Annotated in this window: 13 protein-coding genes; 4 read left to right on the top strand and 9 right to left on the bottom strand. The window is 55.4% G+C overall.

The genetic code is table 11. The features are described 5' to 3' along the window. Window positions 1–527 precede the first annotated feature (527 nt). From QUD59_RS05560 to dksA, 5 genes are read right to left on the bottom strand one after another with little or no spacing between them, the layout of a single operon-like run. On the bottom strand, window positions 528–1,922 hold the full coding sequence (locus tag QUD59_RS05560) for a sigma-54-dependent transcriptional regulator (protein WP_286240110.1): 1,395 nt from the start codon (window positions 1,920–1,922) through the stop codon (window positions 528–530). Window positions 1,923–1,940: 18 nt separating this feature from the next. Continuing rightward, window positions 1,941–4,865: a sensor histidine kinase gene (locus QUD59_RS05555; RefSeq protein WP_286240109.1), complete on the bottom strand. Its 2,925-nt coding sequence runs from the start codon at window positions 4,863–4,865 to the stop codon at window positions 1,941–1,943. Beyond that, window positions 4,858–5,028 (bottom strand): hypothetical protein, encoded by a 171-nt coding sequence (locus QUD59_RS05550; protein WP_286240108.1) that lies wholly within the window; start codon window positions 5,026–5,028, stop codon window positions 4,858–4,860. Before QUD59_RS05550 ends, QUD59_RS05555 begins: the two co-directional genes overlap by 8 nt. Before the next feature lie 4 nt (window positions 5,029–5,032). Then, window positions 5,033–5,914, bottom strand: coding sequence for a tRNA glutamyl-Q(34) synthetase GluQRS (gene gluQRS / locus QUD59_RS05545; protein WP_286240107.1), 882 nt, complete (start codon window positions 5,912–5,914; stop codon window positions 5,033–5,035). 50 nt (window positions 5,915–5,964) lie between these two features. Then, entirely contained in the window at window positions 5,965–6,393 is a 429-nt protein-coding gene (dksA, locus tag QUD59_RS05540; RefSeq protein ID WP_286240105.1) for an RNA polymerase-binding protein DksA, read from the bottom strand. Window positions 6,394–6,673: 280 nt separating this feature from the next. Between dksA and QUD59_RS05535 the strand changes: the two genes are divergently transcribed. Further along, entirely contained in the window at window positions 6,674–7,837 is a 1,164-nt protein-coding gene (locus QUD59_RS05535) for a pyridoxal phosphate-dependent aminotransferase (RefSeq protein ID WP_286240104.1), read from the top strand. Further along, window positions 7,837–8,538: a DNA/RNA nuclease SfsA gene (gene sfsA / locus QUD59_RS05530; RefSeq protein ID WP_286240102.1), complete on the top strand. Its 702-nt coding sequence runs from the start codon at window positions 7,837–7,839 to the stop codon at window positions 8,536–8,538. The genes QUD59_RS05535 and sfsA overlap by 1 nt, the downstream gene beginning before the upstream one ends. On the opposite strand, the gene QUD59_RS05525 is transcribed toward sfsA, so the two are convergent. Both QUD59_RS05525 and QUD59_RS05520 read right to left on the bottom strand, forming a co-directional pair. After that, window positions 8,539–8,850, bottom strand: a complete 312-nt coding sequence (locus QUD59_RS05525; protein ID WP_286240101.1) for a Rieske (2Fe-2S) protein — start codon at window positions 8,848–8,850, stop codon at window positions 8,539–8,541. Further along, window positions 8,850–10,382, bottom strand: a complete 1,533-nt coding sequence (locus QUD59_RS05520) for a bifunctional aminoglycoside phosphotransferase/ATP-binding protein (RefSeq protein WP_286240100.1) — start codon at window positions 10,380–10,382, stop codon at window positions 8,850–8,852. Before QUD59_RS05520 ends, QUD59_RS05525 begins: the two co-directional genes overlap by 1 nt. A gap of 45 nt (window positions 10,383–10,427) precedes the next feature. Between QUD59_RS05520 and mrcB the strand changes: the two genes are divergently transcribed. Beyond that, the gene (gene mrcB, locus QUD59_RS05515; protein WP_286240099.1) at window positions 10,428–12,758 is read left to right on the top strand and encodes a penicillin-binding protein 1B; all 2,331 of its coding nucleotides are present in this window, start codon (window positions 10,428–10,430) and stop codon (window positions 12,756–12,758) included. Then, entirely contained in the window at window positions 12,746–13,312 is a 567-nt protein-coding gene (locus tag QUD59_RS05510) for a hypothetical protein (RefSeq protein WP_286240097.1), read from the top strand. Before mrcB ends, QUD59_RS05510 begins: the two co-directional genes overlap by 13 nt. Window positions 13,313–13,483: 171 nt before the next feature. Here the strand turns inward: QUD59_RS05510 and QUD59_RS05505 are convergent, their stop codons facing one another. Then, on the bottom strand, window positions 13,484–14,083 hold the full coding sequence (locus tag QUD59_RS05505) for a hypothetical protein (RefSeq protein ID WP_286240096.1): 600 nt from the start codon (window positions 14,081–14,083) through the stop codon (window positions 13,484–13,486). Further along, on the bottom strand, window positions 14,080–15,363 hold the full coding sequence (gene hemL, locus QUD59_RS05500; RefSeq protein ID WP_286240095.1) for a glutamate-1-semialdehyde 2,1-aminomutase: 1,284 nt from the start codon (window positions 15,361–15,363) through the stop codon (window positions 14,080–14,082). Before hemL ends, QUD59_RS05505 begins: the two co-directional genes overlap by 4 nt. Window positions 15,364–15,373: the final 10 nt, after the last annotated feature.

Raw genomic sequence — 15,373 nt, 5'->3', positions numbered from 1 at the left:
GGGGGACCGTATCGACTGAGTTAGTAGTGACCAACTGGCAGATCAGCGTCCCAGATACACTCGGGTGCGCAATGATACCACTGTTGGGGTGTCGATTGGGAGTATAAGCTTATAGCGAAAGATTGAGAGGGAGGGGGAAGCTGATCGCATCTCAGGCAACAACACTTTTCTTAGTTTGTTGTTTTTGTTCTAAGAGCTTATTGATCGTTACGGCATCGCTACGATCAGCCTTTCTAAGCCTCATTGTTATTTTTATTCGAGGCGGGTACTTCTCAACTCTTTCCCAGTTTTTATTTTTATTGACGGTCCAGGTTTCGAAGCGTGCTTCTTTTTGTTTTCGCGTTAATAGATTGCATGCGTTGTGCCAGTTTTTAAAACTCCTTACAAAACATGCAGTTATGGTTTATGTTGTTTTTATATACCTACTAAGGTGTAGGTTTTGTTACTCAGTGTTACGCTTAAGTACTACTTGTTGGGTACTAAGGTAACACCCGAAACGTTACCGGCCTTTGTTACCGGTTGTTACCTCAGGCCTGCTTTCGGGGTTTTCGCGGAATGCCCAGCTTCTGACGGCGCTCCCAAAGGCATTTACGGCTGACCCCGAGCTTTTTCGCCAGTTCGGTTTCACTGAGCTGATCCTGATTCTCCAGTACGAAACGCTGGAAATAATCATCCAGTGAGAGATTGGCCTGCTCCTCTTTTTCCTGCATGGGCACGGCTACTGAATCGCGGCTTCTGGCGGCAAACTGATCTTCCAGTTCATTGAGGCTTGGTTTAGGCAGATCCAGACCCAGCAGGTCGGTACTGATCTGATCACCATCGGCCAGAATCACCGCGCGTTCTATCGCGTTTTCCAGTTCGCGGACGTTACCCGGCCAGTGATAGCCAAGCATGATCTGCCGGGCGTGCTGGGTGAAAGTCAGCGGGCCGGTCTGCATTTTCTGGCTGACCTTGCTGAGCATACGGTCAGCGATCTCAAGAATGTCATTCCCCCGTTCACGCAGAGGAGGGATGCGCAGTTCCATAACGTATAACCGGTAGTACAGGTCTTCACGGAACGCCTGTTGTTTAGCCAGTTCTTTCAGATTGCGGTGGGTTGCTGCAATCAGACGTACATCGACCTTCTTCGATTGTACCGAGCCCACCCGACGGATCTCACCCTCCTGCAAAAATCGCAGCAGCCGGGCCTGAGCTTCCAGTGGCAGTTCGCCGATCTCGTCGAGGAACAGGGTGCCGCCATCGGCGGCTTCCAGCAGACCGCTGCGTCCGGCTGTCGCGCCGGTAAAGGCGCCTTTTTCGTGGCCAAACAGCTCGGATTCGATCAGACTTTCCGGGATCGCTGCACAGTTCACCGAAATCATCGGGGTGCCTGCACGATCACTCTGTTCATGGATTGCGCGGGCGGCGAGTTCTTTACCGGTTCCGGATTCACCCTGAATCAGAACGGTGGCCGGAGTCCGGGCCACTTTGCTGATTCGCCTGAACAGTTCCTTCATGGCCGGACAGGAACCGAAAATCTGCCCTGCCATGGTATTTTCCGGGGTGCTGCGGGTGGTCTCTGTGGTTTCCGGGGTCGTGCTGGAAAGGATCTTCTGTACCGAAGCGATCATCTCATCATGGTCAAACGGCTTGGCAATATAGTCGACGGCGCCCAGCTTCATGGCATCAACGGCGGAGCGCAGGCTGGCATAGCTGGTCATGATCAGTACCGGCACGTTTTTGGCCAGACTGATCAGATCCGTTCCGGGGGCGCCGGGCAGGCGCAGATCGCTGATGATCAGATTGAAGTCAAGCAGGTTGAAGCGGTCGCTTGCTTCGTCGACAGACGCGGCATCATCGACCTGAAAATGGTTTTTTTCCAGCAGCCTGCGCAGGGCAGACCGGATAATTGTTTCATCTTCTACAATCAGAATTCGGCTCATAGGCTCTACCTTTATCCACTATCCCAGGCTGTCAGGATCTTCCGTCCATTTCAGTCGCGGGAGCGTTATCACCACTTGAGTGCCTTTATTCTGTTTGTTGTTGGCCGGGCTCAGAATCTCAATACTACCATAATGTTCCTCGATAATATTGTAGACCAATGATAGCCCCAGTCCTGTGCCCTGACCCGGATCTTTGGTGGTGAAAAAGGGTTCGAACAGGCGGTCCCTGCTGTCTGCGCTGATGCCGCAGCCTTCGTCGGTAATCTGCAGTTGCAGGGTTTCTTCCTGCTGGGTCAGGGTCAGCCAGATCCGGCCGCCTTCGTCACTGGCATCCCCCGCGTTCTGCAGCAGATTGACGAACACCTGCAGTAATTGCTGCGGATCGCCACTGACTCGTACATCGCCGGGGATCTGATCGATATAGTTAAGGCGTTTGCCATGACTGTCCAGCGTCAGCAGATGGATCGCTTCTTCTGCACAATGGGAGAGGGAAACCGGCAGATGTTCGCGGTTAGCCTCGGCTTTACCCGCGTGGGCGAATCGCACCAGTGACTGCACAATCCGGCTGATCCGCTTGGTCTGGTCGACAATCTGGTCGCCGGTTTCAAGGATATAGTGGTTGTCAGTTTCAAGCTTCAGGTTTTGCGCCAGACAGGCGATCCCGGTCACCGGGTTGCCAATCTCATGGGCAACCCCGGCAGCAAACCGGCCGATCGAAGCCAGACGTTCACTGTGTGCCAGTTTATCCTGCATGGATTTGGTTTCGGTTTCGTCCTCCAGCAGGATGACCATGCCGATATCGCGCCGCTCCTTGAGGATCGATTTGTGCAGACTGAACCAGTGGGTCTGATGATCTATCTCCAGTTGCTGACCCAACTGATGATCCATCGGTGCATGGGCAAACTCGTTCAGCGTCTGGCTCCAGATGTTACTGCTGGTATCCAGTTTCGAACCGATGATCTGATCGGCACTGATACCGGTCAGGCGGGCCATCTCGGTATTCCAGAACAGAACCTGATATTCCGTATCCAGCGTGCAGACGCCAACCGGCAGTTTCTGCAGAGTCAGGCGGTGATAGCGGCGCATCTCATCCAGCTCTGCGGCCAGACCGGTAAGCTGTAACTGATAGTTCTCCAACTGGTTTTCGATCAGGTGGACATTTCCGGCTTTGAAAGCCAGAGGGTCGGATGGCCGGTCCAGCGGTTCCAGCAGCGCAGCCGCTTCTACCGGTCCAAGCAGGCCGGAGAGGTTCTGTTCCAGCAGGATTCGCAGTCGCAGCAGGTCCACAGGGCGGCTGGCATCCGGGGGCAGGTTGCCGTCCTCCAGTGCTTTCTGCACCTCCCGTTCGGCCGCTTTACGACCGAGGCGCCCGGAGAGCATATCGACAAAATCTTTTGGTCGTGAGGCGCGCAGGTTGCTCGCACGGGGTTTTTCCAGCGCGTTGATCAGGCAGGCTTGCGCGGCGCTTTTCTCCTCCTCCGACTGACCGCTGACCAGAGAAACCACGGTCAGCAGCAGCGTGTTGAACAGCAGAGAGAGAATAGCGATCTGATCCCAGTTACTGCCGTTCAGGTTGAAGGGGGCCAGTTGCGGTTCATTCACAAACAGTGGCAGCACCATATGGTAGAGCCAGATGCCCGTACCGGTGGTGAGCCCCAATAACAGCCCCCAGCGGTTGGCACGTGGCCAGAACAAGGTCACCAGCAGGCCGGGGAGGAACTGCAGGGCTGCAACGACGGCGACAATGCCCATGAGCTGCAGATCATGATGATTACCGATCTGGCGATAAAACAGGTAGCTGGCCAGCAGCATGGTCATAATCAGGCTGCGGCGGAGCCAGAGCAGCCAGGCATAGAAACGGGGTGTTTTCGGTTTTGGAATCAGTGGCAGAATAATATGGTTCTGCAGCATTGAAGCCATGGCCACGGTGGCGACTATCATGATTCCGCTGGCGGCGGAAAGGCCACCGATAAAGGCCAGCACCGCAAGCCAGGTTGAGTTCAGCAGAATCCCCAGATTAAGGACGATGAATTGATCCTCACCACCGACTCCCAGTGCCTCACCGGCCCATAAAATGGGAGGTACTGCGATCGCCATCAGTAACAGAAACAGCGGCATGGCCCAGGTGGCCTTATACAGGGTTTCATCGGAAGCGTTTTCGGTGAACAGCATATGGAACATATGCGGCATGACGATAGCGGCGGTAAAAAATGCCAACAGCATCGTGCGCCAGGCATCGGCGTTGAATGGCTTTTCCAGTTGAGTCAGTGCGTCAGGGTGGCTGAGCAGGAACTGCTGGGTGCCTTCGACACCTCCCAATACCGAAAACAGGGCAAAGCCTGCGATCACCAGTAACGCAATCAGCTTGATCAGGGACTCTACGGCCATGGCCACCATCAGGCCGTTATGGCTGGTACGCAGGGAGGCGTGGCGGGCACCGAACAGGATCGAAAACAGGGCGATGACGAAACAGAAACCAAGACCGATCTGGTCAGCGCTGAACTGGTCATTCAGCAGATAGAGCGCATCGGTGACCGCCTGAATCTGAATCGACAGCATCGGCAGGGTGGCAAACACCATCAGCAGAGTGGTGTAGCTGCCTATCATGCCGCTACGAAAGCGAAAGGCCAGCAGATCCGGCAGAGAGCTGAGCTGATAGGTGCGGGTGATCCTGAGAATGGGGATCAGCAGGGCCGGTCCGAGGATAAAGGTCAGCACCGCGCCAAAGTACGAAGCCAGGTAGTTAAAGCCGGATTCCTGAGCAACGCCGAAAGAGCCGTAGAAGGTCCAGACGCTGGCATATACGCCGATGGAAAGCACATGTGTCAGCGGGTGGCGGACCAGCTTGTTGGGCAGCATGCCGCGTTCGGTCATGTAAGCGGTTCCGAACAGGAACAGCAGATAGGCCACACCAATCAGAATCAGGGAGGGCAGGCTAAACATCGTGGCGTCTTTTCTCCACTAAAAAAGCGATCAGTATGACCATGGCCCAGGCGAAATAGGGCAGATACCAGGGGCCACGCAGGGCTTGCCAGCTATCGATGATCAGCGGTAATACCATATACAGGGCCGGAATAAGCAGCAGAAGTACGCGGTGAAAATACATCGCTTTACCCTTCGCTGAGCGGTTTGCCGGGTGTGTTCCGGATCTGGCGCAGATTCCAGTGTGCAATCGCCCATTGCAGCAGTTCATCGCGGCTGGCGTGAAGCAGCCCGGCCGGTGGTTGCTGATCGAGAAACTGCAGTGCCTGATACAACAGCTTGACCGGCTCTGTGGTGTCCAGAGCCGGTGCATAGGTCTGCTTGCTCAGTTTCTGGCCTTCGCTATTGGTGGCAACAGGAATATGGGCATAAGCCGGGGTCGGGTAACCAAGCAGTTGTTGCAGATGGATCTGCCGGGCGGTTTCATCGAGCAGGTCAGAGCCACGGACAACATGGGTGATTCCCTGCAGGTAGTCATCTACGACAACCGCCAACTGATAAGCGAACAGGCCATCGCGGCGGTATGCAACAAAGTCGCCGCTTTGCTTCAGGTTGTAAGCATGAGGTCCCTGAATGATGTCACGGAAGCTGATCAGGCTGTCCTCAGCTTTGATCCGGATTGCACAGTTTTGATCTGCGGCCGGCGGATGGTAGAGGCAGTGCCGGTCATAAACCATATTTTCACAGCGCTCCATGATCTGTTTGCGGGAGCAACTGCAAGGATAGGCATGATGTTGCTGCTGAAGCTGATCGAGTACGTTCTGGTAAAGATCCAGACGTTCGCTCTGCAGGCTCAGTTCGTCATCCCAGTACAGACCAAAGGCTTCGAGGATTTCGGGGAATTCCTCTTTTACACCGGGTTGTTCCCGTGGTGGATCAAGGTCTTCGATACGCAACAGCCACTGACCCTGATTGGCCCGGGCGTCGAGGAAACTGGCGAGTGCAGCAAGCAGTGAACCAAAATGTAATGGTCCGGTTGGGGATGGAGCAAATCGACCGATATAGGACACGCGTCAGGAGATCCGGCGTGAGCCAGCCCGGAGGCCGGCTCTATCTTCGGTCAGCCGCCAAGCTGTTTTTCTTTAATCTCGGCCAGCGTTTTGCAGTCGATGCAAAGGGACGCGGTCGGACGGGCTTCGAGGCGGCGGATACCGATTTCGATGCCGCAGGCATCGCAGTAGCCGTATTCGTCTTCGTCGATCAGTTCCATAGATTCGTTGATCTTTTTGATCAGCTTACGTTCCCGGTCACGAGTCCGGAGTTCAAGGCTGAACTCCTCTTCCTGGCTGGCACGGTCGCTGGGATCAGCGAAGTTAGAAGGCTCTTCTCGCAGGTGATGGATTGTACTGTCAACCTCTTCCATCAGTTCCTGCTTCCAAGCACCAAGAATGGCGCGGAAATGATCCTTCTGCTTCTCATTCATGTATTCCTCACCCTCAACGATCGGGTAAGGCTCAAAATGTGTGAAAGATTCGCTCTTGTTTGGCATAAGCGCTGCCTCACTCTCTTTCGTAAGCCACCAGAGGATGGCTTCACTTGCCTGTGTTTGTAATGCGCAACGACGCATCAATTAGCATGAAAGGCAGGAAAATTACCAGATGCCTAAGCGTTACGCTAGCCCTAAATTCGTCCAACAGGCATCAACCGGCTATCCCATTAGGTCTAGCTCAGTTCTTCTCGCTTGTAAATTAAGGCCTCTGTCAGATTTATTCGCAGGTTCCATTGTGGTCTGGGGTATACTGCGATTTTGCACAGAATCAGGAACAGAGATGGCATTTCATCCCAGTAAACGTGTCGCCGAAATCGAAAGCTTTAAAGTGATGGATCTGCTGAAGCGGGCCAAACAACTGGATGCTGAAGGCTATGATGTGGTTCATATGGAAGCCGGTGAACCGGATTTTGCCACGGCGCCACCGATTGCTGCTGCCGCCAAAGCGGCAATCGATCAGGGGCTGACTCAGTACACACCGGCGGCAGGGATCCCCGAGCTGCGTCAGGCGATCAGCCAGTGGTATCAGGATAAATACGGGCTGGATATCTGCCCGGAACGGATTATTGTCACCACCGGTGCCTCCAGTGCACTGCTGATGGTGTTTTCTCTGCTGGCCGAAGCGGGCCAGTCGTTTATGATGGCGGACCCCGGTTATCCCTGTAACCGACAATTTCTGCGCTTTCTCGAAGCCCAGGCGCAACTGGTGGCGGTAGACGCCGAGCAGAACTTTCAGCTTAATGCTGAATTGATAAAACAACACTGGCAGAAAAATACTGCCGGTGTGTTACTGGCATCTCCGGCCAATCCTACCGGCGCTGTAGTACACCGGCAGGAGATGCAGGCGATGGCCGATCAGGTACGCGCGCTGGGTGGTTCTCTGGTGGTAGATGAGCTGTACCACGGTTTAACCTATGGCTGTGATGCGCCTTCCGTGCTGGAGGTCGATCCGGATGCGTTTGTGATCAACAGCTTCTCCAAATACTTCGGTATGACCGGCTGGCGTCTGGGCTGGCTGGTGGCGCCCGCCGAAGCGGCGCCTGAGCTGGAAAAGCTGGCGCAGAATCTGATGATCTCACCCCATACGGTATCCCAGTATGCTGCGCTGGCTGCGTTCCGGCCGGAAACGCTGGACATTCTGGAACAGCGCAAAGCGGAGTTCCGTTTGCGTCGGGATCTGCTGGTCAGCGGCCTGCGTGAACTGGGGTTCGATCTGCCGGTTACGCCTGAGGGGGCTTTTTATGTTTATGCCGGCGCTTCTCATCTGACCGATAACAGTTACGATTTCTGCTGGTCCCTGCTGGAAGAAAATCATATTGCCACGACACCGGGTCTGGATTTTGGCCGTCATCGCTGTAATGAGTTTATCCGCTTCTCTTACACCACGGGGCTGGACCGGATTCAACTGATGCTGGATCGGCTGCAGCAAAGGATCAGTGGCTGATGCATCTGGATAACCTGATCGAAGGGCGTCTGATCAAGCGTTATAAGCGCTTTCTGGCCGATGTCGAACTGGCAGATGGCCGCGAAGTGACGGTGCACTGCCCGAACACCGGTTCGATGAAAAACTGCGCCGATCCGGGAAGCCGGGTCTGGTTGCAGGACAGTGGTAATCCGAAGCGCAAGTATCCACTGGGCTGGGAGCTGGTGGAGGTAGAACAGCGTTATCTGGCCTGTATCAACACCGGGCGCGCTAACAAACTGATGCGCGAAGCCATTGAGGCGGGAGTAATCAGTGAACTGGCAGGCTATCAGAGTATCCGTCAGGAGGTGCGTTACGGTGAAAACAGCCGCATCGACCTGCTGCTCGAATCGGATGACCGACCCTGTGTCTGGGTTGAAATCAAAAACGTAACGCTGCTGGAAGAGGGAAACTGGGGCAGCTTCCCGGACGCGGTAACACAGCGGGGTGCCAAGCACCTGCAGGAGCTAATGACGATGGTGGCGCAGGGCGATCGGGCGGTGATGCTGTTCTGTGTGCCTCACACCGGTATTCAGCAGGTACGGCCAGCGGATCAGATCGATCCGGAATACGGGCGTTTGCTGCGGCAGGCGGCTGAAGCCGGGGTTGAGGTGCTGGCTTATGCGGCCGAGATTGATCCGGGTCAGGTCAGAATCTGTAAAAAATTACCTGTCGTTTTCTGATCAGATCAGCACCTGATCGCCATCCAGTTTAAAGGGCACGGCGGTCAGGTGGTCATCGACACAGGGGCCGGAGATGCACTGGCCACTCTCGATCTTGAACAGCGCACCGTGGGTGGCGCACTGGATAAAGGTTTTTTCGTAGTCGAGGAACTGATCCGGCTGCCATTCCAGAGGGATGCTCCGGTGCGGACAGCTATTTTCGTAGATATACAGCTCGCCACGAAACTTCACGGCAAACAGTTTTCGCCCCGCCAGCTCAAAGCCTTTGGCGTTGCCCTCTTCAATCTCGCTGAACAGGCACAGTCGGGTCATCAGAAGATCACCTCCTGAATACGCAACTGCTCCAGCAGGCGGCTGATGGCGTCATCATCATCGGTATTGATGGTGATGGTCAGTTCCTGCTCCGCTTCGCTCAGGGGCTGCTGTAGCTGCAACTGATCCTGCATGACCTGTACGTCGGCATCAGAGGCATCATTGCCTTCTGTCGCGCGTCGCTTCAGTCGGGCTTCGATCAGTTTCTGCTCGCACTCACAACTGATAATCCGGATCGGAATATTTAGCTGTTCGGCCAGATCGATGTAGTTCTGCCGGGTGCGTTGACGGATAAACGTGGCATCGACCACCACCGAGTAGCCATTACGCAGCAGTTCTGCGCTGGTATCGAACAGATGGTTAAAGGTGTGGGCATTCATTTTCGGGCTGTACAGCTCGACTTTCTCACCTTTAAGGCTCAGTTCGCGGAACAGACGTTTGCGCTCTACATCGGAGCGGATGCGGATAGTATCGGTCTGATCAACTAACTGCTGGCTGAGATGGCTCTTACCGCTGCCGGAGACACCGTGCATCAGGAACAGCGCAGGTCTTGGTTCACGCGCGTAGTAATCGGTCAGACGCAGGTAGCGGCGCAGGGTGGGCAGATCGTGCATCTCCTCAGGGCCGAGTACCGCCACTTTGGCGCGCACCATTGAACGATACGCCTTGTAAAAGTTCAGCAACGGCAGGGCCTGATAATCACCACTGATCTCCATATACTGGTTCAGGCAGCGGTTGGCCCAGCGAAATTCGCCGTTGGCTTCAAGATCCATCAGCAGGAAGGCCAGGTCACTGATGCTGTCTATCCAGCGGAACTGCAAATTGAATTCGATGCAGTCGAACAGGCGCAGCTCTTCGTGATAGAGGGTGATATTGGCCAGATGCAGGTCGCCATGACATTCGCGCACGTGCCCCTCAGCTTTGCGTCGCTGAATCAGTGGGGTCAGTTTACGGAACTGTTGTGCGGTGAAATTGGAAAGCTGCTGAACTTTCTCCAGATCGTCCATATCGGTAGCGGCGCTGATGATATGACTGAAGTTATCCGAGACCACCTCCCAGATGGTCTCCGGTTCTCCCCAGGGGCTGTCTTTGGCGACAATCGGAATACGGCCGTGAAAATCGGCGATCTGTTCGGCCAGAGTGTCGATCCAGCCGGCTTCAAAGCGATGCTTGGCAAGTAACAGGTCCAGACGCATCTGCGGGTTAAACTGCTGCATCTGTACGGCATATTCGATGATTTCAGCCCCTTCCTCAGGGGCAAACTGCGGTGCGTCAGGCGTTCCGCCGATAGCGATGACCTGCAGATAGATGTCGGGCGCGAGACGCTGGTTGAGACGCAGTTCCTCTTCACAGAAATGCTGACGCTTTTCCAGCGTGGTAAAATCGAGAAAACCAAAATCCACCGGTTTTTTAACCTTATAGGCATAATCGCCGGTTAAAAATAACCAGGAGATATGGGTTTCGATTACCTCGATCTGTTCGACCGGATGCGGATAGAACTCCGGCCGGGTTAAAGCGTCAATAAGCGTCATAAACATTCTGTATTACTTGCTGAGGGAAGGCATTATACTGAGCCGATGGCAAAAAAGAGAGCACCAAAATCGTCAAGTCGCAGCAAGCGTACTAAAAAGCCGCGCAACTTCCTGAAAAAGCTATTGATTCTCCTGTTTAAACTATCCCTGGTCGGGATTGTGCTGGGGGGGATCGGGCTGATCTATCTTGATGTCCAGGTTAAGCAGAAATTCGAAGGCAAGCGCTGGGCGCTACCGGCCAAGGTTTACGCTCGCCCGCTGGAACTGTATGCCGGTCAGCCGCTGGCGCGGGAAGATCTTAAACGTGAGCTTAAAGGGCTCGGCTATCGCTTTGTAAACCGGGCCGATCAGCCCGGGAGCGTGGAATGGGCCAGCAGCCGGGCGCGGGTCTATACCCGTGGTTTCAGCTTTCCGGATGGGGATGAACCGCCGCGTAAAATGCTGCTCAGCTTCAGTGGCGGGCAGTTAGCCTCGATCCGGGATCAGAATGGCCGGGCGGTACCGTTGAGTCGTCTGGAACCGATTCTGATCGGCGGTATTTACCCCAAAGATAATGAAGACCGTGATCTGATTCGTCTGGAACAGGCGCCTCAGCACCTGCTGGATGCACTGATTCAGATTGAAGACCGGGATTACTACCAGCACTTCGGCGTCTCTCCGCGCGGGATCGCCCGGGCGATGTGGGTCAATATCCGGGTTGGCCGGTTTGTGCAGGGGGGAAGCACCCTGACCCAGCAACTGATCAAAAATTTCTACCTCACCTCAGACCGGACTCTGGCGCGTAAGCTGATGGAGATTCCGATGGCTGTGCTGCTGGATCTGCACTACAGCAAAGATGAGATCCTTGAAGCGTATCTGAATGAAGTCTATCTGGGACAATCAGGCTCCCGTGCGGTGCATGGTTTTGGTCTGGCCAGCCAGTACTATTTTGCTCAGCCAATAAATGAACTGCAGTTGCATCAGGTGGCACTGCTGGCGGGTATGGTAAAAGGCCCTTCCTACTACGATCCCCGACGTCATCCGGAACGAGCGCTGGCACGGCGAAATCTGGTGCTGCAGGTGTTACAGGAGCAGGGCGTAATCAGCATGAAGCAGCGTCTTGATGCTGAAAAACGGCCGCTGGGTGTGGTCAGACAGCGTAGTTTGCATAAGGGGGCTTACCCGGCTTATCTGGATCTGGTGAAGCGTCAGTTGCGGGATGAATATCCGGAAGAGGTGCTTAACTCCGAAGGGCTGCGTGTGTTTACCAGCCTTGACCCTGCGGTGCAGGCAAACAGTGCCGATGCTCTGGAAAAGACCATCGCGAATCTGCAGAAGCGCCATGGTAAGCCGGTGCAGGATCTGCAGGGCGGTATGGTTGTCACCGATCCGCAGACCGGCGAAGTGCTGGCAATGGTCGGTGGGCGCAATGCGCGCTATCAGGGCTTTAACCGGGCGCTGGACGCACGTCGGCCGATCGGTTCACTGGTCAAGCCTGCGGTTTATCTGGCTGCTCTGGAAGAAGGCTATACCCTGGCTTCGGTGCTGGATGATCAACCCATCAGTGTGCCCCTGCCAAATGGTGAAAGCTGGGTGCCGCAGAACTTTGATCATCAGAGCCACGGGAAAGTCCCTCTCTATAGAGCTCTGGCGAAATCTTATAACCAAAGTACAGCGCAGTTGGGGATGGATGTCGGCTTGTCCCGGGTTATCGATCTGCTGCAGCGGCTTGGTGTGGAGCGGGAGCCGAAGGCTTACCCGTCACTGTTGCTCGGGGCTGAGTCGATGAGCCCGTTTGAAGTAGCGGCGATCTATCAGACCATGGCTGCCAACGGTTTTCGTACTCCACTGCGGGCGATCCGTCTGGTGACCGACTCCGAGGGGGTTGAACTGTCGCGTTATCCTTTTGAGGTGAAGCAGGTGGTATCGGCAGAAAATATGCACCTGATTCAGTACGCGTTGCAGACTGTGACCCGCGAGGGTACAGCGCGCTATGTCTACAGCCGTCTGCCCTCGTCGATGAATCTGGCGGGTAAGACCGGTACCAGTAACGATCAGCGTGATAGCTGGTTTGCCGGGTTCGCCGCTGACCGGATGGCAGTTGTCTGGCTGGGGCTGGATGATAACGGCAAGCTGCCGTTTACCGGTTCCGGTGGTGCTTTACGGGCCTGGACCGAACTGATGGTACGGGAACGCCCGCACTCCTTCATGGCAGTGCAGCCGGAAGGGATTGAGTACCAGTGGGTGGAGGAAAAAACCGGTCGCATCTCTGCCGAACACTGTGAGGGTGTGCGACAATTACCATTCATTAAAGGTACAGCTCCGCAGGAATACGCTGAGTGCGCCGAAAATCAGCAAAATAACTCTCTGGATTGGTTCAAAAAATGGTTCAGGTAACAGGTCGCTACAAATGGGTGTTCGTGGCAATGACGGCACTGGGGCTGACTGGATGTGTCAGTGGAACAGGAGGCTATCGTCCACCGGTTGAGGATAGAACCGAACAGGATGGAGGCATCCAGCAGGCCGAACCCGCCGCCGCGGCAGTGATTATTTCCCCGGGCGTAGTCCGGGAATCCCGAACTGAGCAGCCAGTGAACGTCCCCGTTCCCACACCGGTGACGTCCCGGCCGCAGAACCCGGCAGTGATTGCTCTGCTCGATAATGCTAACCGGCAGAAGCGCAATGGCGCGATGCAGGCGGCAGAGAGTAATCTCGAGCGGGCGCAACGTATTGCTCCGCGAGATCCGGAGATCTATTACCAGTGGGCGGATATCCGGCGTCTTGAAGGGCGCTGGACACAGGCCGAACAACTGGCGCTGAAAGGCACCAATATGGCCATAGGCGACGTGGTGATGCTGCGTCGTCTATGGCTGTTAATCGCAGATATTCGCAGCGGGGCCGGCAACAGCGCCGGCGCTGCCAAAGCGCGCAGCAAAGCACTCGAATACTAAGCTAAAAGCCGGCAGTGGCGCTTAGTGACACAGGAGGGTGGCGCTGAGTGCTGTGGTCGTTGTCAAACAGACAGGGCAGGCCGCCGCTGCCTGCCTTGATATTTGTTAGCTTTGCGAAGTAATAAAAACGCCCGCATCCTGCGGGCGTTTTGCGTTTTCTGGCTGACGACCTTAACTGATTCGTGTCTTACCCAACGCCAGGCTGAGCAGTGCCAGAGCGCCGCCCAGACTTAGCCCGAAGAGCGTGGGGTTGCTCATCTGCAACAGCGAGGCCGGGCTGAACAACAACAGCGCAGGCGCCAGACAGAGCAGACTCAGGGTGCCGAACAGGCGGGTCTGGCCTGAGCGGAATTTGCAAAGGCTGATCAGTGTAATGGTCACACACAGCAGGGCCAGTATCTGACTGTAGCCCGCACCTATACCGCTACGGCGACAGAGCTCAAACAGGGCGAACAGGGCCAGAAGCCAACGCCCCCAGCCGGCCTTTGACCAGTCCTGTTGCCAGGCATACGCGAGTAACGCACTGGCAATCAGGGGTAAAGCGGCAAAGTAGGCCAGGTTATCGAGGATTCTGCGCAGGGTCTGAATATCCTGACCGGGTTGTTGAAGCAGCAGGTTGGCAGCCGCTGAACTGGCGATAAAGGCTGCCGCCAGGCTGATGACCATGCTTGCACTGTGGGCGAACTTTTCGCCGACCTGATAGCTGCGCCCGGCAAGGAACAGGGCGCAACCGAACAGGATGATCTGACTGCTGACGTAGAACAGGCTCATTTCAGGCTGGCAAAAACCTGATCGGCTGCTGCCAGCGTCGCTTCGATATCTTCCTGAGTATGAGCGGCTGAGATAAAGCCGGCTTCAAACGCAGAAGGTGCGAGATAAACGCCCTGTTCCAGCATGCCGTGGAAGAATCGGGAGAACTTATCGGCATCGCAGGCCATGGTTTCTGTGAAACTGGTTACCTGTTTCTGTTCTGTAAAGAACAGGCCGAACATGCCACCCACCCGGCTGGTGGTGAACGGAACCCCATTCGCCATCGCGACCGCTTCGAGGCCTTCCGTCAGCAGTTCAACCTTGGCACTGAGCTGCTCGTAAAAGCCCGGTCTGGAGATTTCGTTCAGCATGGCCAGACCTGCAGCCATGGCCAGTGGGTTACCGGACAGGGTACCTGCCTGATAGACCGCACCCAGTGGGGCGATATGTTCCATGATCTCTTTCTTACCACCAAAAGCGCCTACAGGCAGACCGCCGCCAATCACCTTGCCCAGCGTGGTCAGGTCTGGCTGCACGTTGTAAACAGACTGTGCACCGCCCAGAGCGACGCGGAATCCGGTCATAACTTCATCCAGAATCAGCACGCTGCCGTGCTCGTCACAGACTTCACGCAGGCCTTCAAGGAACCCCGGCACCGGTGGGATGCAGTTCATGTTACCGGCGACCGGTTCAACGATGATGCAGGCAATCTGGTCGCCGACTTCGGCGAAGGCCTGACGAACACTGTCGATATCGTTGTAGGTCAGGGTGATGGTGTGTTCTGCCAGTGACGCGGGTACACCCGGAGAGCTGGGTTCGCCCAGTGTCAGCATGCCGGAACCGGCTTTAACCAGCAGCGAGTCAGAGTGCCCGTGGTAGCAGCCTTCAAATTTTACGATCTTGTCACGTTTGGTGTAGCCACGCGCCAGACGGATGGCACTCATAGTGGCTTCAGTACCGGAGCTGACCATGCGTACCATGTCCATGCCCGGCATGATCTCGCAGACTTTATCAGCCATCTGGATCTCAATTTCGGTAGGTGCACCGAAGCCGAGACCGTTATCCAGAGAGCCGCGCACCGCATCCATTACCGTCGTGTTGCAGTGACCAAGGATCATAGGGCCCCAGGAACCGACATAGTCGATATATTTATTGTCGTCCTCATCGAACAGGTAGGCCCCTTCGCCGCGTTTAAAGAACAGTGGCGTGCCGCCTACACCTTTAAATGCACGTACCGGGGAGTTTACTCCGCCTGGAATATGAACCTGAGCTGCCTGAAAAAGTTGTTCGGAACGGGACATTGCTATCTTC

It is taken from the genome of Neptuniibacter halophilus (genome assembly GCF_030295765.1).
GTDB lineage: Bacteria > Pseudomonadota > Gammaproteobacteria > Pseudomonadales > Balneatricaceae > Neptuniibacter > Neptuniibacter halophilus.
This window is presented reverse-complemented; position numbering and strand designations above follow the sequence as displayed.